Consider the following 17,877-nt stretch of genomic DNA (forward strand, 5'->3'; position numbering starts at 1 on the left):
TCCTTCCCGAGGTGCTCGTGAAATGCTTCACAAGCTGGTTCGGGAGGAGTCTAAGACCGCGTTAAGGGTGCCAGCGGGTTAGGTGAACCTAACTTCCCGAGGTGGGCGCGGTGAGCCTCCCGGGCGAGCGGACCGGTCGGATCAGCCCGATCCGGTGGGACGCTCCTCGGACCCGGCAGCCTCCAGATCGGACAGTGTCACCGGCGGCTCGTCCTGCCCGGTCAACCTGTTGGCCGGTGGGCCGTCCTGGTCCGCCGACGAAGTCGACTCCGCGTCCTCGGCACCCGCCGGCAGATCGACCGGGGCGTTCTCGTACCCGTCGGGAAGATCGACCGGCGGCTCCGCCCGCCCGGCGAGGTCGGCGTCACCCCCGGCCTGATCGGGGGCCGAACCCGCCGGCCCGTCGTATCCGGTCGCGCCGGGCAGACCCTTCGGCAACTGCTCACGCAACGCGCCGCCGGCCGCCCGGTCGAGCGCGGAGAGCACCTCGGCGACCACCTGCCGTACGCCGGCCGGGTCTGCATCGGCGGCCAGCTGCCGGATCTGTGCGATCAGTTCGGCCGCGTCCGTGTCGGCCGGCGCGCCGTGCTCCGCCGCTGCCGACCAGTCGTCGCCGTCCGGCTGCCGCTGTGCCCCCGCCATTTGCGCAGCGTACTGCCCGAGAGAGCACGAAAAGGACGAAACGCGAAATGTTGCTCATCCGGGCGTGGCCGGGCCGTATCTATCCGACCCGCGCTACTTCCGGGCGGCGCGGTGCGGTGCGGCGCCACTCCGGACCGATCCGACCCGCGCTACTCGCGAACGGCGCGGTGCAGCGCCACGATGCCGCCGGTCAGGTTGCGCCAGCCCACCCGACCCCAGCCCGAGGCGGCGATCCGCGCGGCCAGCCCGGCCTGGTCCGGCCAGGCCCGGATCGACTCCGCCAGGTAGACGTAGGCGTCCGGGTTGCTCGACACCGACCGCGCCACCACCGGCAGGGACCGCATCAGGTACGACAGATAGACGGTACGGAAGACCGGGTTGGTCGGCGTACTGAACTCGCAGACCACGAGCCGCCCACCCGGACGGGTCACCCGGGCCATCTCGCGCAGCGCCGCCTCGGTGTCGACCACGTTGCGCAGCGCCAGCGAGATCGTCACCGCGTCGAAGGAACGGTCCGGGAACGGCAGCCGCAGCGCGTCACCAGCCAGCAGCGGCACGTCCGGACGGGTCCGCCGCCCGGCCTGCAACATCCCGATCGAGAGGTCGAGCCCCACCGCGTACGCGCCCGAGTGGGCCAGTTCCTCGGTCGAGACCCCGGTGCCGGCGCCCACGTCGAGCACCCGCTCGCCGGGACGCAACCCGAGGGCGGCGCGGGTGGCCCGGCGCCAGCCCCGGTCCTGCCCGAAGGAGACGATCGTGTTGGTCAGGTCATACCGGGACGCCACGCCGTCGAACATCGCCGCCACCTCATGCGGCTGCTTGTCCAGGCTCGCGCGCTGTCCGTGCGGGGTACGGGTCACGCCGTACAACTCTGCCACCTCACCCTCCCCCACCCTCCTCCCCCACCCCACCCCGCGCCTCTCCCGTGGAACCGGACGCGCCTCTTGTAGAGAAAGAGTGGCTATCCGCGACGGGAAAGCCACTCTTTCTCTACAAGAGTGCTCGGGGCTCGGGCCTCAGGGGGTGAGGAGGGGGTGGCGGCGGCGGGTCAGGAGGAGGAGGCCGCTGCCGGTGGCCAGGGTGCCGAGGCCGAGGGTGCTGAGTAGGGCGGTGGGTGAGCCGGTCTGCGGGAGGCCGCCGCTGGTACCGGACCGGGTGGTGGTCGACACGGTGAACCGGTCGTTGTCGTCGGTGCTGTCGAGATCGGTGGCGACCAGGCCGGTGATGTCCTCGGGCAGGTCCGTCGCGGGCGGCAACTGACCGGCCAGGAGGGGTTCGACGTCGAGCCGGCCACCGCCCAGCCGGGCCGGCGCGGGCGCGGACGGGTCCACCGACAGCGGATGCCGGAAACGAAGCGCCGAGTAGTTCAGGTCGTCCGGATCACGGTCCGCCTCCGCCGTGATCAACGACAGTTCGGGGTACGCACAGGTCGCGTTGCGCCGCCCGGTGTCGTACGTGCACCCCGGTCGATCATCGGCGAACGTCACGTGCGCCGGCAGGCCGACCGTGACCACCATCCCGCTGACCGGCTCGGTCCCGTGGTTGCCGATCTCGAACCGGAGGTCACCCCCGCCTCCGGGAACCGCCGGGGTGATCGCACCGGTCCGGTCCGCCGGCCCGTCCCAGGCCCGGGCGTAGAGGTCGGGCTCGCCCTCGGCGAAGGTGATCGGCGCGGTGGCGGAGTTGTTGTCCCCCACCGGATCGGTGCCGCCGTGCCAGACCCGTACGGTCACCTCGCCGACCGGACCGACCCCGTGTGCCGACCGGACGATGGTGCTGGTCAGCCGGGTCGACTGGCCGGGGGCGAGGTCCGGCAGGGTGCACTCCCCGTCGACCGTCACCTCCAGCGAGGGGGCCGAGGTGGGTGGGCCCGGTGCCGGACTGTTTGCCGACGGTGGACAGAAGGCGACGCTGCTGGGATTGATCACTTCGCTGTCCACCCGGCCGTCGTAGCGCAGCCGGACGCCGTACGCGGTGGTGGCGCTCCGGTTGGTCACGGTCACGGTGGCGACCTTGTGCCGGGCCCGGTTGGTCAACGTGGTGCCGTCGATGGCGATCGTCAGGTCGACGTCGTCGGGCGACGGTAGGGCAGCGAACACCGGCGAGGCGACGGCCAGCCCGAGCGCGATGAGCAGACTTGCGCAGGCGGGCGCGGCCAGGAAAAGGTGTGTTCGCATGACTGCGTACTGTAGTCAAATACCCGACGCGACGCGCCTGACCAATCGCGTTTCACCTGGGAAAACAACAAATTGGTGGCGGACACGGTACGGGCGGGGTGCCGAAGCACCCCGCCCGCGCCGCCGTGCGTTATGTGGACGGCCCCGCTGGGCCGATGGAGTACGAAGTGAGCCACCGTCGCGGTCGACACGATCGCGGCGGAGGGCAGGAGATTCGGGATGTCGTCCCGGCAACGCGGGACCTGTAACCGACGTTAGCGATCTCTGCCGATCCGCCGCTACCCCAGTGATACATCCGTTATGACCTGCGGCGCAGCGGGTTCAGGATTGTCCCGATTGATCGGCCTTGCCGAACCGGAGTCCACCCGAACCGGTGTCTCGCACCGACCGTACGGCTACTTCGCCTCCACCAACGGCAACTGCTTTCCGACCCCTCCGCCGGGCAGCGCGATCGAGGAGAAGTGCGACACCACACGGTCGTCGTGCGGATCCTCGGCCGGCGTACGGTGCACCGCCAGGTGACGGTAGAGGGTGTCCCGCTGGGCCGGGATCCGGCCGGCGGAACGGATCATCCAGATCAGGTCCTGGAGGTTGGACCGGTGCCGGGCTCCGGCGGAGGAGATGACGTTCTCCTCCAGCATGATCGACCCCAGGTCGTCCACGCCCATGTGCAGGGCGAGCTGCCCCGCCTCCTTGCCCGTGGTCAGCCAGGACGCCTGCAGGTGCGGCACGGTCTCGAAGAACAGCCGGGCCACCGCGATCAGCCGCAGGTACTCCAGCGTCGTCGCCTGCGTACGCCCCTTGAGGTGGTTGTTCTCCGGCTGGTACGTCCACGGGATGAACGACCGGAACCCGCCGGTACGGTCCTGCACGTCGCGGATCATCCGCATGTGCTCGATCCGCTCGGCGTTGGTCTCGCCGGTGCCCATCATCATCGTGGCGGTCGACTCGACCCCCTGGCGGTGGGCGAGTTCCATCACCTCGAGCCACCGCTGCCCGGACTCCTTGAGCGGGGCGATGGCCTTGCGCGGCCGGTCGGGCAGCATCTCGGCGCCGGCACCGGCGATGGAGTCCAGTCCGGCCGCCTTGATCCGGCTGATCGCCTCGTCGAGTGAGACCTTGGACACCTTCGCCATGTGCAGGATCTCACTCGGCCCGATCGAGTGGATCACGAGCTGCGGGTACGCGGTCTTGACCGAGGAGAAGAGTTCCTCGTAGTACTCCACCCCGTAGTCGGGGTGGTGCCCGCCCTGGAGCATCACCTGGGTCGCGCCCAGCTCGACCGCCTCGCCGCACCGGCGCAGGATCTCCTCGGTCGGGTGGGTCCAGCCCTCGGCGTGCTTCGGCGCCCGGTAGAAGGCGCAGAACTTGCAGGCCGTCACGCAGACGTTGGTGTAGTTGATGTTGCGGTCGATCAGGTAGGTCACGATGTTGTCCGGGTACCGGCGTCGGCGTACGGCGTCGGCGGCCTCGCCGAGGGCGTGGAACGGCGCCTCGGTGTAGAGCAGCAGCGCCTCCTCGGGCGTGATCCGCCCGCCGTCGGCACCGCGCTGGAGAATGTTGTCGATCTCGCGGCTCCCAGTCACAGCTCCGAGCGTACGTGCCCGACCCGGACGGTCGCCCGGATGGTGCCGCCGACCGGCCCCGATCACACTCCACGGCTCCCCCGGTCCACCCGCACCCGCATCCGGCGGTGCCGAGTTGTACGCAGCATGGGCGCAGCCAGCAGCAGGTCACCGGAGATCACCGCGGCCCGTCGGCGGGTGGTCGGCGTACTGCGCCGGCATGCCGGGATCGGGATGCTGCTCGGGGTCGGTGTGGTGCTCCGGGTGCTGTTCATGATCGCGTACCGGCCGGCGTTCTGGTTCCATGGCGACAGCGGGGTCTACCTCAACCTGGCCGGGTCGGCACTGGCACCGCACCCGACCCGCCCGCTCGGTTATCCGGTGCTGCTCAAGCTGCTCGCGCCCACCGGCACGCACCTGGCCGTGGTGGCCGTGCAGCACCTGCTCAGCCTGCTGCTCGCGCTCACCGTCTACCTCCTGCTGCAACGCCGGGGACTGTCCCGCCGGCTCTGCTGCCTCGCCGCCGCGCCGCTGCTGTTCGACTCGCTGATCCTGACCACGGGTCACTACCTGCTGCCGGACATGCTCTTCACGGCACTTTTCGCGGGCGCTGTCGTACTGCTGCTCGGGCCGGGCACCCCCGGGCACCCGGCGGTGATCGGCGCCGGCCTGCTGATCGCGGCGGCCTGGATCACCAAACCCACCGCGCTCCCGGTGGCCCTCCTGCTCGGGCTCTACCTGCTGGTCCGCCGGGTCGGCTGGCGCCGGCTGGTCGGCTACGCGCTCGGCTTCACCATTCCGTACGTCGGGCTCCTGGTCTGGATCGGTGACCGCCCCAGCGTGTACGGCAGCCAGAGCGGAACCGCCCTGTACGGACGCGCCGCGATCATCGCCGACTGTGACCGCCTCCGGTTGACCGACCGGGAACGGGTCGCCTGCCCGGACCAGCCGCTGGGCCAGCGCTGGGACCGGGCCGACGCGTTCTTCTGGCGCCGCCCGGCCCGGCTCAACGACGTCTACACCGAGGCCGGCGCGCAACGGCTGGTCGACTTCGCGGTGACGGTGGTCCGGCAGCAGCCGCTGGACTACCTGCGGATCGTGGGCAAGGAGAGCGCGGCGCACTTCGTACCCGGGCTGTACCTGGGGCCGATGAACGAGTGCCTGCGCGAGCGCCTGGTCCCGCCGGCCGCGTTCCGGGGCACGCAACGGCTGCCCGACCGCTGCCCACCCGCCCAGGGCGCCGCCAACTTCGGCGGCGGCGCGACCTGGCCCGGCGCCGCGCCGGAGGGCACGGTCCTCACCACGGGACTGCACCGGTACGGCGAGTTGCTCCGGGTCGTGCCGATCGTGCTGCTCGTCGGCGTACTGCTCACCCTGGCGGCACTGGTCGTGCGCCGCCGCCGGGTCGACGGCATCCGACCACCCGGCGTACGCGTCGACGCGCGGGTCCGGCTGGACCTGGTGCTGCTAATGCTCGCCGGACCCGGCCTGACCGTGCTCACCGTCGCCGTCGGCATGTACGAGCCCAGGTACGCCCTGCCAGCCCTGCCGCTGTCCGCGATCGCGGCGGCGCTGGCCTGGCACGGACTGACCACCCGGCCGGCGGACGCACCACCACCGGTCACCATCCCTGCCACCCGCGAGCCGGAGCGCCGCGACAGCCTGAGTTCCGCCATTTACAGCTAGCCCGCCCCGACCCTGGGGTGCGCTCGGAGCTGCTGGAGTTCCGGCGGTGCGAGTCGGGCTCAGGACGTGCCCCGGGGCAGCATGAGGACCTTGCCGGTGGCCCGGTTCTCCTCCATGTACCGGTGGGCTTCGGCGATGTCGTCCAAGCCGAAGACCCGGTCGACGTTCGGCCGGTAGACGCCGGTCTCGACATTGCGGACAACCCTTTCGAGTACGGCCGCCCCCGCCTTGCCCCTGGCGTCGTTGCTGTGGAAGGCCGTGAGCCGGGTTCCGGAGGGGATCATCGCGATCGGCTCGAAGTCCCGGATCAGCCATCCGCTGAGGGAGCCCGCCACGCAGACGGTCCCGCCCCGGCGGACCAGACGCAGTGAGTCGACAACCGTGCTCGCCCCGACGAGATCCAGCACGTGGCTCGGCCCGTCGGCCCACGGGATGTCCAGCGACCCGCCGTCGTCGAGGAGAACGTGGTCGACGCCCGCCGCGCTCAACGCGCGTTCCTTCTCGGGCCGGCGGGTCGTCGCCGCGACCTCGACGCCGTGGCCGCGCGCGATCGACGCGGCGGCCATGCCCACCGACGAGGTACCGCCACGGATCAGCAGCCGTTCACCCGGGCGGATCCCCAGCGCGTCGATGGCGCCCTGCGCGGTCAGGTACGTCTCCGGCAGCGCCGCCAGCGTCTCCCAGGGCAGCGTGGTGGTCACCGGCATGAGCAGCTCGTTGGGCAGCAACGCGTACTCGGCGTAACCGCCGTCGAACTCCCGGCCCATCTCGCCCATCACCGCCGCGACGGTCGTGCCCTCCGGCAGCGCGGGATCGGTCGAGGCCGCCACCACGCCCACGCATTCGATCCCCAGCACCCGTGGGAACCGCACGCTCGGCGAGTGCCCCTGACGGGTACGCAACTCCGAACGGTTGAGGCCCGCGCCCATCACCCGGACCAGGGTCCAACCCTCCCGTACCGCCGGCACCGGCAGCTCACGAATCTCCAGGACCTCGGGGCCGCCGGCCCGTACGCAGACCGCTGCTCGCATCGTCGTTCTCATGCCCTGAACTGTCGTCATCGGGGCGTACGGCCGTCCACCGGTACAATGCCAAACTATGCCCGTAGCACGCCAATCCCGGATCTGGCCGTCCGGCGGGGTGCACCTCTGGCCCACGGGCGGGACCAGCCCGGCACACTCCCACCCAAGCGGACACCTGGTGTACGCGGCCAGCGGCGTCCTGTCCGTGCACACCGAGCGGGGCACCTGGATCGTTCCGGCCAACCGGGTCGCCTGGATCCCGGCCGGGTCCACGCACCACCACCGCGCGCACGGTGAGACCGACATGCGGATCGTCTTCCTGCCGCCCTCGCTCACCCGGCTGGCGCCCGCGCATCCGGCGGTGCTGCTCACCTCCGGCCTCGCCCGCGAGGTCCTGCTCACCCTCACCGGCACCCGGCAGCTCGACCGTGGCGCCCGCGCCCGCCTGCACCGGGTCCTGGTCGACGAGCTCCGCGAGGCGCACGAGCAGCCCACCCACCTGCCCGAGCCGCACGACGACCGGTTGCGAGCCATCGCTCGCATCCTGGACGACAACCCCGCCGACACCAGCCCGCTGGCCGCACTCGGCCAGCAGGTCGGAGCCGGCGCCCGTACGCTCAGCCGCCTCTTCCACGACGAGTTGGGAATGACGTTCTACGAGTGGCGCACCCAGCTACGCATCTGTCACGCGCTCGTCCTGCTCGCCGAGGGCCACGACACGACGCGCGTCGCCCACGCCTGCGGATGGGCCAACCCGAGCAGCTTCATCGCCGCCTTCACCGCGATCGTCGGTACCACCCCCGGCCGGCACCGCGCCGGGGCGTCGACACTTTCACCGGGTCGCTGAGCAGCCGGGGCCGGTCAGTTACGTAGAGCCGGCCCGCGTGCCGGTCGCGTCGGCGCGCTCACGCAGCCGACGGTGACGAGCCACCTCAACGCGGCAGGACGGCTCGCAGGGCGACGTCCACGGAGGCCTGGAGTTCCTCGCGGCTGGCACCGGCGGCGGCGTGGACGGCGTGGCCCTCGCTGAGCGCCATCACGAATCTCGCCAGCGACCGGGCCTCGACACCGTCCGGGAGGTCCCCTTCCCGCGCCGCCCGGGACAGCCGTTCCACCAGCGCGGACTCGGTAGCGGCCCGGCCGGTGGCCAGGACCTCGGAGATCCGGGCGTTCTCGGGTGAGCAGGCCAGGCCACCCTGTACGGAGAGGCAACCGGCGGGGTGATCGTCGGCGGTGAGGCCGTCCGCACTGGAGCGCAGGAACGCCTCGATGGCGGCGTACGCCGTGGGTTGTTCCATCGCCGCGCGGGCCTTGGCCACCTGGGTCTCGTGGTAGCGGTCGAAGGCGCGCCGGAACAGTTGTTCCTTGCTGCCGAAGGTGGAGTAAAGGCTGGGCCGGTTTATGCCCATCGCTCCGGTGAGGGCGCTCAGCGACGCACCCTCGTAGCCGTGCCGCCAGAAGACCTCCGCGGCCCGATCGAGGACCGTCTCCTCGTCGAAAGCCCGAGGTCGACCGGGGGTGTGCGTCTCAGTGCCCATGAACCCAGCCTACCGCTCGGTACAAATCGTGACCCGGCCCACCTACCGAACGGTACAAAATCTGTTACGGTGGCCGTGCAACCGATCGGTACAAAAACTGACCGGGCCCGGCCCGGCCGCATACCTGGGGAGACGCATGACCGTCACACTCATCACCGGCGCCAACAAGGGCCTCGGTTACGAGACCGCCAAGCAGCTTCTCGAACTGGGCCACACCGTCTACGTCGGCGCACGCGACGTCGAGCGGGGCGAGAAGGCCGCCGCGACGCTGGGCGCACGATTCGTGCAGCTCGACGTGACCGACGACGCGTCGGTACGCGACGCGCTGGCCACCATCGAATCGGCCGAGGGTCGACTCGACGTCCTGGTGAACAACGCGGGCATCCTCGGAGTCGGAACCGTCGACGGACCGACGGCCCTGCGGGTGTTCGACACCAACGTGGTGGGGATCGTCCGCGTCACGGAGGCGGCACTGCCCCTGCTGCGGAAGTCCTCGAATCCCACGGTGGTCACCGTGTCGAGCAGCATGGGATCTTTCTGGGCGGTGACGAATCCGGACCGGCCGGAGTTCAACCTGTCGGCCACGCTCTACTCGGCGTCGAAGTCGGCAGCCACCATGCTCACCGTCCAGTACGCCAAGTCCCAGCCGGGTATCAAGTTCAACGCGATCGAGCCCGGCTACACCGCCACCGACATGATGGCCGCCATCGGGGGCGGACGGCCACCGGCGGAAAGCGCCAAGACCATCGTGCAGTTGGCCGCGCTCGGCGCGGACGGCCCGACGGGAACCTTCCAGGACGAACTCGGGACGTTGGGCTGGTAGACGAATGACCGACGACCATCTGCGGAACTGGTACCTGCGCTACATCGCGGCACTCAACGCCCACGAGTTCGACGGCATGGACGAGTTCATCAGTGACCGGGTCCTACTGAACGGCGAGCCCGGCAACCGGGACGACGTCCTCGCGGTGCAGAAGCAGGACGTGGAAGCCGTTCCGGACCTTCACTGGGAGGTCAAGGAGCTGCTGTCCGACCGCGACCGACTCGCCGTACGCGTGATCAACACCGGGACTCCGGTGAAGGAGTGGCTCGGCGTCCCTCCGTCCGGGGCCTCGTTCGAGATCGTCGAGTACGCCATCTACAAGGTCAGCGACGGCCGGTTCGTACAGATGACGGCCCTGCACGACTCCGCCGAACTACTCCGGCAACTCACCACCTGAGATCACGATCCATGGCCGGCCTCCAGAGACCAGCCCGAACGCCCCCCCGGAGCGGTCGCGGTGGCTGTACACAGGCGAGCGGATCCGTGGTCCGGTGTTGTGCTCACCGCTGTGGCGTTCCACTGCCCCTATGGGGGCAGCAGATCGCCGCAGCCACGGGCGGATCTGTCAGCGGATGAGGATTTCGACGGGAGAACCTCGCCAAGCACAGCACCGATCGCGCCCGGCCCGACGAAGTATCGAGCCGGACGCGTCGAGGGAGCTATGCCACGAAGCGAGAACGGCGTCGGCGTCCGATCAGGTAGCCCGCGCCGCCGAGGAGCAGAATCGCACCGCCAATGCCGGCCACGGTCGCTGCGTCGGCACCGGTCACGGGCAGCCCACCGCCCTCGCCGCCGGGAGCGCCCGGGCTGGCGGAGGAAGCAGGGGTCGATGCAACGCTCGTCGTGGCGCTGGGCGTGGCGCTCGGTGTCGGTGTGGGCTGAGACGTCGGTGTCGGTGTCGGCTGAGACGCGCAGTCGGCCGCACGTGCGGCGTACAGGCCGTCGTTCAGGTAAGCCAGGTAGGTATCGATGGTCCCGTTCTTGAGCACCGTCTGCGTGGCCGCCTCCACGTTGGCACCAGCGCCCGTCAACGTCCGGACCACATTGATCCGCAGATCAGTTGACCAGGCGTTCTGCATGCCCGTCTTGAGGAACGCGCGGAGATCATCCGGGGTTCCCTTCAGCCGCTCCTGTATTGCGGGAGGCAGAACGATCAACGAGTCGGCCATTGCTGCGGCCAGGATATCGGCGGTCAACACCCGCACCTGTAGATCGGTGGCGGTGTCCAGGTCGATGGTGACAAGCTCGCGGATATCCTTGTACACCTTGCGCTCGACCGTTTGGCAGGCCTCGTTCAGCCCGGGCGCCTCGGTTTGAGCCACCGCCGGTGCTGCCGGAATGAAAAAGGCCAGCGCCACCAGGACGCCAGCCGGGACCTTCCATCGCATGTAGATCTTCCTCCCCGTTACAGGCCAAAACACGGGGATACTACCGTCACCGGGCGGAAGATCAAGAAGAGATGAAAGCTCACTCGACGCGTGACCGACATGGCCCCGAACGCAGCGACGCCCCCCGCGCTGGTGCAGCCGGGGGGGCGCGTGAGGTCTGTCTGTTAGCCCTGCTTCGCCATGCCGACGAAGGCCCGCCACGCGTCGGGGGCGAAGGTCAGCGTGCCGCCGTCGCGGTTCTTCGTGTCACGGACCAGCACGCGGCCGGGAAGGTTGTCGGCAACCTCGACGCAGTCACCGCCCTGCCCGTTGCTGCGGGAGGACTTCCGCCAGCGCGGCGCATCGATCAGCTCCATGATTCCGCTGCCTCCATGATCAGTTCGAGGGACGGACGTCCGGGTAGAGCGTACTCGCGGATGGACTCCCAGATCTCCTCAAGGGCCGCCACCCGGTCCGGGTCCTCGACCACCCGGCCGTCCAGCGGATCGTCCAGGAACGCGACGGTCCGACCGTTGACGGTCGCGAGCGCCAGTGGTCCGTTGAGGCCGGGATACGCGCCCGCCGACGCCGGGACGACGGCGACGCTGACGGTCGGCAGGGCGCACGCCTGCACGATCGCGTGCAGTTGGTCGGCCATGACCTTCGGTCCGCCCACCGACCGGCGCAGCACCGCCTCGTCGAGCACCGCGAACAGCCGGCACGGCTGCTCGTCCCGGCGCAGGACCGCCGCCCGCGCGATCCTGGTCGCCACCGTGACGTCCAGGTCCGGCACGCGCGTTCCGGCGTCCCGGAGGATGGCCCGGGCGTACGCCTCGGTCTGGAGCAGACCCGGGATTGCCGCCAGTTGGAAGCTTCGGACCATCGTGGCGTACTCCTCGTAGTCCAACCATGGCCTGATCCACACTGAGTCGCCGGACGTCGCCCGCGCCTCGGACGCGGATTCCTGGAACAGTTCCCCGGAGTCGAACACGATGTCGAGCTGTCGCGCTGTGTCCGATTGCGGCACCAGTCGGTTCGTCTCGATCTTGGCGATGAGCGATGTCGACACGTTCAGCCGATCGGCAAGCTGATCCTGCGTCATTCCGGACCTGGATCGAGCGAACTTGAGGATTCTTCCCAGTCCTCCGTTGTGATTCGACATTCCCAGTCCTTCCCGGGCCCCCGTTGGGTCCGTCAGCTCTATTGCCGGTTGTTTATCTTCCGTCACTGACGGCTCTCGGTCCAGGGTGGAGAGCAGGCGCTTCCGCTCGAATCCAGTCACCGCGATAGATCAATAAGGACGGGCGGAAGCTGCGCGGGGCTGTCCCGTGGGGGACGACGGGACAGCCCCGCTTCCAGCTACCGAGGGAGTGCGAATGTTCGTCGTTCAGGTCTGGTGGGACTTCGTACTACGGTTGATCGCGCCGAGTCCGCCGCCGGAATCCACCGCACTTCCACCGCCGGTTCCGCCGTCCTGGGCGAACGAACCGACGGCCGTGCACCGGCCGTACGTAATCACGCTCGGCCAGCGACTGGGCTACGACGTCGCTCGGCGGAACGGGTACCGGCGGTGAACGCGCGGGCGCTGGTGAGCGTCGGTGACATCGTCAACGCCGAAGCCGAGGACTACTACCGGGGCGGCCAGGTCGGCGTCCGGCACGGCGATGGTGACCTGCACATCCGCGTCACACACGTTCCGATGGACGCCGCGACGTGGGCCGGCGACTGGGTGACTCTACGCGGCGTGGAGATGCCGCCTGGCCAGCCCGAACGACCCGAAGCGTGCTTCGTCGTACACGCTCGTGCCCTGCCCGGCTTCATCCCGGCGCCGCTGTCGTGATCGACCCGAAGCCGGTCGCCACCCGGCCACTACACGTCCCGTTGCGGCCGATCTGGTGCTGCCGGGTCTGCGCCCAGCCGTGGCCGTGCGCGGATGCCCGGCTGGACCTGACGCAGAGCTTCCGGCATCAACACGTGGCCCTGACGATCTACCTCGCGACCCAGTTCGTGGACGCCGTATCGGATCTCAACGTCTTCGACCCGGCCCTCGGTCCGCCCCCGGACACCCAAGCTCTCTACCAGCGCATGCTCGGGTGGGCACCCACCGGCCGCACGAAGTGATCGACGTCCTGAAGGTCACAGTCGCCCTGGCCGTTCGCGCGACCGATGCCCTCGAAGACCTGTCTCGTGAGGCGCAGCCGCCCTCTGACCAGCACGACGAATAGAAAGGAGCGCCACAGTGACCGCCCGGTCGCGTGCCCCGCCTCTCGACGGGTGACAGACTAGTCGGGTGCTTCGATGATTGGCCCTATTTAGCACGATTGGATGGCTTTCAGTGAACGAGCCGGAGCTATTGGATCTGGTCGAAAACCTGTTCCGCGCTGCCGAGCACCCCGAGATCACCGAGGTTGGGCCGATTCCCGGCAGCGACCACGCCCCGGCGGGCGTAAAAGTGATGTTCGAGAGCGGCGCAAAGGGAATGCTGCTTGTCTTTCCTCGCGGCGGCTGGCCCAAGCAGTCAAGCCAGGGCGGGGGACGCTGATGCGCGCACCCAGGCTCATCGACTTCACCTATCAGCTTCTCTCGCGCGCCAACCATCCCGACATCGCCAAGGTCGAGCTGCTGACTGACGTACCCGGAAACCAGATGTCCCCCTGCGGGGTGGTGGTCACCATGCGGGACGGCAAGGTCGTCCGTCTCAAGATCGTCCGCACCTCCGGCCCCAGCGGGGACCGTCAGAGCGAGCCAGAACACATCCCCTACCCGGATTACGAGATCCCGGAGGTTCTGTCATGGCGCGAGGTAAGTGCAGCACATGCGGAGTCGTAACCAGCGTTAACGCTGGTCAGCCAGCACCGATCCACCAGGAGAAGGGCAAGCGGAACACCTGCTCCGGCTCGGGAGCGGCGACCACAAGCTAGCCGTCCCCACACCTGACAGGCCCGCTCTGGACGTCCGTCGTCTTCCTCGCGGCGGCCCCAGAGCGGGTCTGCATGGCCCTAACATGCTCGAACGGACCGGCCGGTCAGGCGTCGTAGTCGACTACGAGGGTGTCGGTTACCGGGCTGGACTGGCAGGTTAGGACGTAGCCTCGGGCGACCTCGTCTGGTTCCAGGGCGTAGTTGCGGGCCATGGTCACCTCGCCGGTGACGACCTTCGCGCGGCAGGTCGAGCAGACGCCGCCCTTGCAGGCGTACGGGAGTTCGCCGCGTACCTTGAGGGCCGCGTCGAGCACCCGTTCGGTGCGGCCCATCCGGAACGACGACGCCCGCCCGTCGAGCATGATCGTGACGTCGGTGCCGGCGGTGTCCGCCGTGGTCTGCCTGATCGGCGCCACGGGCGGCTCGTCGACATGGAACAACTCCGCGTGTACGGCGTCGCCGGGCACCCCGCGCGCGGCGAGCACCTCGCGGGCGTCGGTGACCATTCCGTACGGGCCGCAGAGGAACCATTCGTCGATCCGCTCGGCCGGCACCAGGTGCTCCAGCAGGCGGGTCAGCCGGTCGGCGTCCACCCGGCCGGAGAGCAGTGCCGACTCGCCCGGTTCCCGGGACAGCACGTGGATCAGGTGCAGCCTCGTCGGGTAGCGGTCCTTCAGGTCTGCCAGTTCCTCGGTGAACATGACGCTGCGGGCGTTGCGGTTGCCGTACACCAGGGTGAAGGTGCTGGCCGGTTCGACGGCCAGGGCGGTCGCGACCAGGGCGAGCACCGGGGTGATGCCGGAGCCGGCGACCACCGCGCCGTAGTGGCGGGTCCGGTCCGGCCGGAATCCGGTGCTGAACTGGCCCAGCGGCGGCATCACCTCGACCGTGTCGCCGGCCCGCAGCAGCCGGCCGGCGAAGGCGGAGAACGCGCCACCGGGGATCTCCCGGACCCCGATCCGCAGCCGGCCGTGGTCGGCCAGGTCCGCCGGGGTCGAGCAGATCGAGTACGACCGGCGCACCTCCGCACCGGTCGGCTCGTCGGTACGCCGCACGGTGAGGTGCTGACCGGCCCGGAAGGCGAAGGTGTCGCGCAGTTCGGCCGGTACGGCGAAGGTGACCGCCACCGCGTCGTCGGTGAGCCGGTCCACCGCGAGCACCGGCAACGGGTGGAATACCGGCCGGCGGCGTACCGGACGGGTGATCGTCACGCTGCTCATAGTGCCTTCATCTGATCGAACGGTTCACGGCAGGCGCGGCAGCGCCAGAGCGCCTTGCAGGCGGTGGAGCCGAACCGGCTGACCTGCTCGGTGTCCACCGAGCCGCAGAGCGGGCAGCGTACGGTCAGCCGTAGTGCCACCGGGCCGGATGACCGGTCCGCCGGTCCGGGCGGGGCGATGCCGGCCTCGGCCAGTTTGGCCCGGCCGGAGTCGGAGACCCAGTCGGTGCTCCACGCGGGTGCGTACACCGTCGCGACCTCGGCGTCCGGGTAGCCGGCGGCACGCAGCGCGGCCCGGATGTCGTCGCGGATCACGTCCATCGCCGGGCAGCCGGTGTAGGTCGGGGTGATGGTGACGGTGACCCGACCGGTCTCCGGGTCCTGGTCCACGGCACGCAGGATGCCCAGTTCGTCGATGGTGACCACCCGGATCTCCGGGTCCACCACCGCCGCCACCGCGTCCCGTGCGCTGATCATCGGCCGCAGGCTCACCAACGCGCGCCGGGATGGGCGCGGTGCAGCACCTGCATCTCGGCCAGCAGGTAGGACAGGTGCTCGGTGTGCACCCCGGTCCGGCCACCGGTCGGCGCCCAGCCGTCGGCGGGGCGTACCAGGGTCGCCTCGGTGAGTACGGCGTCCACGGTGGACAGGAACGCCGGGCGCAGGGTGGCCGGGTCGACGGGCGCGTTCGGGTCGGCCGCGAACAGCTCGTGGGTGTACGCCCAGATCTCGTCCACCGCCGCCTGCATCCGCCGGTGCGACTCCTCGGTCCCGTCGCCGAGCCGAACCGTCCACAGTGAACTGTGGTCGAGGTGGTACGCCGACTCCTTCCGAGCCTTCGCACCGATGGCGGCGAGCCGTTCGTCGGCGCATCCGGCCAGCGCGGTGTAGAGCGGAAGCTGGTACGCGGAGAGGAAGAGCAGCTTCGCCATGGTCACGCCGAAGTCGCCGTTGGGCAGCTCGACCAGCAGGCAGTTGCGGTACTGCCGGTCGTCGCGCAGGTACGCCAACGCGTCCTCGTCCCGGCCGGCGCCCTCCAGCTCCCCCGCGTACGACAGCAGGAGGCGGGCGGCACCGAGCTGGTCGAGGGCGATGTTGGCCAGCGCCACGTCCTCTTCCATCTCCGGTGCGGCAGCGGCCCACTCGCCGAGCCGCTGGGCGGCGACGAGGGCGTCGTCACCGAGCCCGAGCAGGTGTTCCACGGAGGCGGTCACAGGTGGGCCACCCCGTCCGGCACCTCGTAGAAGGTCGGGTGACGGTAGATCTTGTCCGCCGCCGGGTCGAAGAAGGCGTCCTTCTCGTCCGGGCTGGACGCGGTGATCGCGCTCGCCGGGACCACCCAGATAGAGACGCCCTCCTGCCGCCGGGTGTAGAGGTCCCGAGCGTTGCGCAGGGCCATCTCGGCGTCGGGCGCGTGCAGGCTCCCGACGTGGGTGTGCGACAGCCCGCGACGGGCTCGTACGAACACCTCCCACAGTGGCGACTGTTCGGTCACTGGGCCGGCTCCAGGGTGCGGGCGGCGGCGGTGCGCTTCGCGGCGTACGCGGTGGCGGCCTCGCGTACCCAGGCACCGTCGTTGTGCGCCTTGCGGCGGTGGTCGATCCGCTGCCGGTTGCACGGCCCGTCGCCCTTGATCACTCGCATCAGCTCCGCGTAGTCCGGCTGGGTGTAGTCGTGCGCCTGGCGCTGATCGCTCCACCGCAAGTCGGGGTCGGGCAGCCGCAGACCGAGGATGGCGGCCTGCTGTACGCACATGTCGACGAAGCGCTGGCGCAGCTCGTCGTTGGAGAAACGCTTGATCTTCCAGGCCATGGACTGGGCGGAGTGGGTCGAGTCGGTGTCCGGCGGGCCGAACATCGCCAGCGACGGGTACCACCAGCGGTCGATCGCGTCCTGCGCCATGGCCTGCTGTTCCGGGGTACCGTGGGCCAGGGTGTGCAGGATCTCGTAGCCCTGCCGCTGGTGGAACGACTCCTCCTTGCAGACCCTGATCATGGCTCGGGCGTACGGACCGTACGAACACCGGCACAGGGGGACCTGGTTGACGATCGCGGCGCCGTCGACCAGCCAGCCGATGGCACCGACGTCGGCCCAGGTGAGGGTGGGGTAGTTGAAGATCGAGCTGTACTTCTGCCGGCCTTCGAGCAGCATGTCGACCAGTTCGTCGCGGCTGATCCCGAGCGTCTCGGCGGCGGCGTAGAGGTAGAGGCCGTGTCCGGCCTCGTCCTGCACCTTGGCCAGCAGGATCGCCTTGCGCTTGAGCGAGGGTGCCCGGCTGATCCAGTTGCCCTCCGGCTGCATCCCGATGATCTCGGAGTGGGCATGCTGGGCGATCTGCCGGATCAGGGTCTTCCGGTAGGAATCGGGCATCCAGTCTCGCGGCTCGATCTTCTGGTCGGCCTCGATCACGGCGGTGAAGTAGTCGCCTAGATCACTTTCGCTGGCCCCGGCCAGGTCTACGGCGGCCCCGGGGCGCGCCTGGAGGGCCGCGGCACGCAGTGCCGCCTCGGCCGCCTCAACCTGGTCGATCAGGCCGCCGGTCGGCTCGTCGGACGCATCGGGGAAGTCATTGCCGTACACCTGTCCAGTGTTACAGCTCAGCCATGAGTAAGCCAGGGGGTGTCACAAGAAAACGGAGCGAGCACGGTGAGTAGTTGGGTGCCTACATACCGCGATAAATCGTTCCATCTTGGACAAATGATCCCCATCACAGAGCGTGAGGGGCCCGGAATGCATTGCCACATAAGGGCTTATTTCGGTTCTCTTTACGAAAACTTGATGGCTTCCTCATCTGGCACATCGAGCCTCGCCACGTAAACTTTCACGGTCGGCCCTGCCACCTCCCCCGGCAGCTCACGACGCGTCACCGCCCCGGAGCGGTCGGCCAAACAGGACAACCAGCGCAAACAATCCTAGA

The 17,877-nt window shown here is 69.6% G+C and carries 22 protein-coding genes; 8 read left to right on the top strand and 14 right to left on the bottom strand.

Annotated features, from left to right (window positions below):
• Positions 1–141: 141 nt before the first annotated feature.
• The 4 genes from OIE47_RS11290 to mqnC form a co-directional block, all read right to left on the bottom strand.
• Positions 142–642, bottom strand: coding sequence for a hypothetical protein (locus OIE47_RS11290; RefSeq protein ID WP_326561451.1), 501 nt, complete (start codon positions 640–642; stop codon positions 142–144).
• Positions 643–791: 149 nt separating this feature from the next.
• Positions 792–1,502, bottom strand: coding sequence for a demethylmenaquinone methyltransferase (locus OIE47_RS11295; protein ID WP_326563056.1), 711 nt, complete (start codon positions 1,500–1,502; stop codon positions 792–794).
• A gap of 156 nt (positions 1,503–1,658) precedes the next feature.
• A complete protein-coding gene (locus tag OIE47_RS11300; protein ID WP_326561452.1) occupies positions 1,659–2,819 on the bottom strand; it encodes an LPXTG cell wall anchor domain-containing protein in 1,161 nt (386 codons plus the stop codon).
• Between the two features lie 395 nt (positions 2,820–3,214).
• Positions 3,215–4,405, bottom strand: a complete 1,191-nt coding sequence (mqnC, locus tag OIE47_RS11305; RefSeq protein WP_326561453.1) for a cyclic dehypoxanthinyl futalosine synthase — start codon at positions 4,403–4,405, stop codon at positions 3,215–3,217.
• Positions 4,406–4,531: 126 nt separating this feature from the next.
• Here mqnC and OIE47_RS11310 point away from each other — a divergent pair, with 126 nt between their 5' ends.
• A complete protein-coding gene (locus OIE47_RS11310; protein WP_326561454.1) occupies positions 4,532–6,070 on the top strand; it encodes a hypothetical protein in 1,539 nt (512 codons plus the stop codon).
• 59 nt (positions 6,071–6,129) lie between these two features.
• Here OIE47_RS11310 and OIE47_RS11315 read toward each other — a convergent pair whose 3' ends face one another.
• Positions 6,130–7,113 (bottom strand): zinc-binding dehydrogenase, encoded by a 984-nt coding sequence (locus OIE47_RS11315; protein WP_326561455.1) that lies wholly within the window; start codon positions 7,111–7,113, stop codon positions 6,130–6,132.
• A gap of 55 nt (positions 7,114–7,168) precedes the next feature.
• Here OIE47_RS11315 and OIE47_RS11320 point away from each other — a divergent pair, with 55 nt between their 5' ends.
• Entirely contained in the window at positions 7,169–7,939 is a 771-nt protein-coding gene (locus tag OIE47_RS11320) for an AraC family transcriptional regulator (protein ID WP_326561456.1), read from the top strand.
• A gap of 85 nt (positions 7,940–8,024) precedes the next feature.
• On the opposite strand, the gene OIE47_RS11325 is transcribed toward OIE47_RS11320, so the two are convergent.
• Complete coding sequence (locus tag OIE47_RS11325) at positions 8,025–8,630, bottom strand: TetR/AcrR family transcriptional regulator (protein WP_326561457.1); 606 nt, start codon at positions 8,628–8,630, stop codon at positions 8,025–8,027.
• Positions 8,631–8,766: 136 nt separating this feature from the next.
• Here OIE47_RS11325 and OIE47_RS11330 point away from each other — a divergent pair, with 136 nt between their 5' ends.
• Positions 8,767–9,453: an SDR family NAD(P)-dependent oxidoreductase gene (locus OIE47_RS11330; protein WP_326561458.1), complete on the top strand. Its 687-nt coding sequence runs from the start codon at positions 8,767–8,769 to the stop codon at positions 9,451–9,453.
• 4 nt (positions 9,454–9,457) lie between these two features.
• On the top strand, positions 9,458–9,850 hold the full coding sequence (locus OIE47_RS11335) for an ester cyclase (protein WP_326561459.1): 393 nt from the start codon (positions 9,458–9,460) through the stop codon (positions 9,848–9,850).
• A gap of 262 nt (positions 9,851–10,112) precedes the next feature.
• On the opposite strand, the gene OIE47_RS11340 is transcribed toward OIE47_RS11335, so the two are convergent.
• The 3 genes from OIE47_RS11340 to OIE47_RS11350 all read right to left on the bottom strand — a co-directional run bounded on the left by OIE47_RS11340 (position 10,113) and on the right by OIE47_RS11350 (position 11,982).
• Complete coding sequence (locus tag OIE47_RS11340; RefSeq protein ID WP_326561460.1) at positions 10,113–10,841, bottom strand: LPXTG cell wall anchor domain-containing protein; 729 nt, start codon at positions 10,839–10,841, stop codon at positions 10,113–10,115.
• A 164-nt stretch (positions 10,842–11,005) separates the two neighbouring features.
• A complete protein-coding gene (locus OIE47_RS11345) occupies positions 11,006–11,197 on the bottom strand; it encodes a DUF397 domain-containing protein (RefSeq protein ID WP_326561461.1) in 192 nt (63 codons plus the stop codon).
• A complete protein-coding gene (locus OIE47_RS11350; protein WP_326561462.1) occupies positions 11,188–11,982 on the bottom strand; it encodes a helix-turn-helix domain-containing protein in 795 nt (264 codons plus the stop codon). The genes OIE47_RS11345 and OIE47_RS11350 overlap by 10 nt, the downstream gene beginning before the upstream one ends.
• Before the next feature lie 408 nt (positions 11,983–12,390).
• Between OIE47_RS11350 and OIE47_RS11355 the strand changes: the two genes are divergently transcribed.
• From OIE47_RS11355 to OIE47_RS11370, 4 genes are all read left to right on the top strand, one after another.
• A complete protein-coding gene (locus OIE47_RS11355; protein ID WP_326561463.1) occupies positions 12,391–12,660 on the top strand; it encodes a hypothetical protein in 270 nt (89 codons plus the stop codon).
• Positions 12,657–12,941, top strand: a complete 285-nt coding sequence (locus tag OIE47_RS11360; RefSeq protein ID WP_326561464.1) for a hypothetical protein — start codon at positions 12,657–12,659, stop codon at positions 12,939–12,941. Before OIE47_RS11355 ends, OIE47_RS11360 begins: the two co-directional genes overlap by 4 nt.
• 214 nt (positions 12,942–13,155) lie before the next feature.
• Positions 13,156–13,362 (top strand): hypothetical protein, encoded by a 207-nt coding sequence (locus OIE47_RS11365; RefSeq protein WP_326561465.1) that lies wholly within the window; start codon positions 13,156–13,158, stop codon positions 13,360–13,362.
• Positions 13,362–13,649, top strand: a complete 288-nt coding sequence (locus OIE47_RS11370; protein ID WP_326561466.1) for a hypothetical protein — start codon at positions 13,362–13,364, stop codon at positions 13,647–13,649. The genes OIE47_RS11365 and OIE47_RS11370 overlap by 1 nt, the downstream gene beginning before the upstream one ends.
• A 196-nt stretch (positions 13,650–13,845) precedes the next feature.
• Here the strand turns inward: OIE47_RS11370 and paaE are convergent, their stop codons facing one another.
• The 5 genes from paaE to paaA are packed head-to-tail and all read right to left on the bottom strand — an operon-like array spanning position 13,846 to position 17,540.
• Positions 13,846–14,961 (bottom strand): 1,2-phenylacetyl-CoA epoxidase subunit PaaE, encoded by a 1,116-nt coding sequence (gene paaE, locus OIE47_RS11375; RefSeq protein WP_326561467.1) that lies wholly within the window; start codon positions 14,959–14,961, stop codon positions 13,846–13,848.
• On the bottom strand, positions 14,958–15,437 hold the full coding sequence (paaD, locus tag OIE47_RS11380) for a 1,2-phenylacetyl-CoA epoxidase subunit PaaD (protein ID WP_326561468.1): 480 nt from the start codon (positions 15,435–15,437) through the stop codon (positions 14,958–14,960). The genes paaE and paaD overlap by 4 nt, the downstream gene beginning before the upstream one ends.
• A gap of 11 nt (positions 15,438–15,448) precedes the next feature.
• On the bottom strand, positions 15,449–16,174 hold the full coding sequence (paaC, locus tag OIE47_RS11385; RefSeq protein ID WP_326561469.1) for a 1,2-phenylacetyl-CoA epoxidase subunit PaaC: 726 nt from the start codon (positions 16,172–16,174) through the stop codon (positions 15,449–15,451).
• The gene (gene paaB / locus OIE47_RS11390) at positions 16,171–16,455 is read right to left on the bottom strand and encodes a 1,2-phenylacetyl-CoA epoxidase subunit PaaB (RefSeq protein ID WP_326561470.1); all 285 of its coding nucleotides are present in this window, start codon (positions 16,453–16,455) and stop codon (positions 16,171–16,173) included. The genes paaC and paaB overlap by 4 nt, the downstream gene beginning before the upstream one ends.
• A complete protein-coding gene (gene paaA, locus OIE47_RS11395; protein WP_326561471.1) occupies positions 16,452–17,540 on the bottom strand; it encodes a 1,2-phenylacetyl-CoA epoxidase subunit PaaA in 1,089 nt (362 codons plus the stop codon). Before paaA ends, paaB begins: the two co-directional genes overlap by 4 nt.
• Positions 17,541–17,877 lie beyond the last annotated feature (337 nt).

This window comes from Micromonospora sp. NBC_01796 (genome assembly GCF_035917455.1).
Taxonomy (GTDB): Bacteria; Actinomycetota; Actinomycetes; order Mycobacteriales; family Micromonosporaceae; genus Micromonospora_G.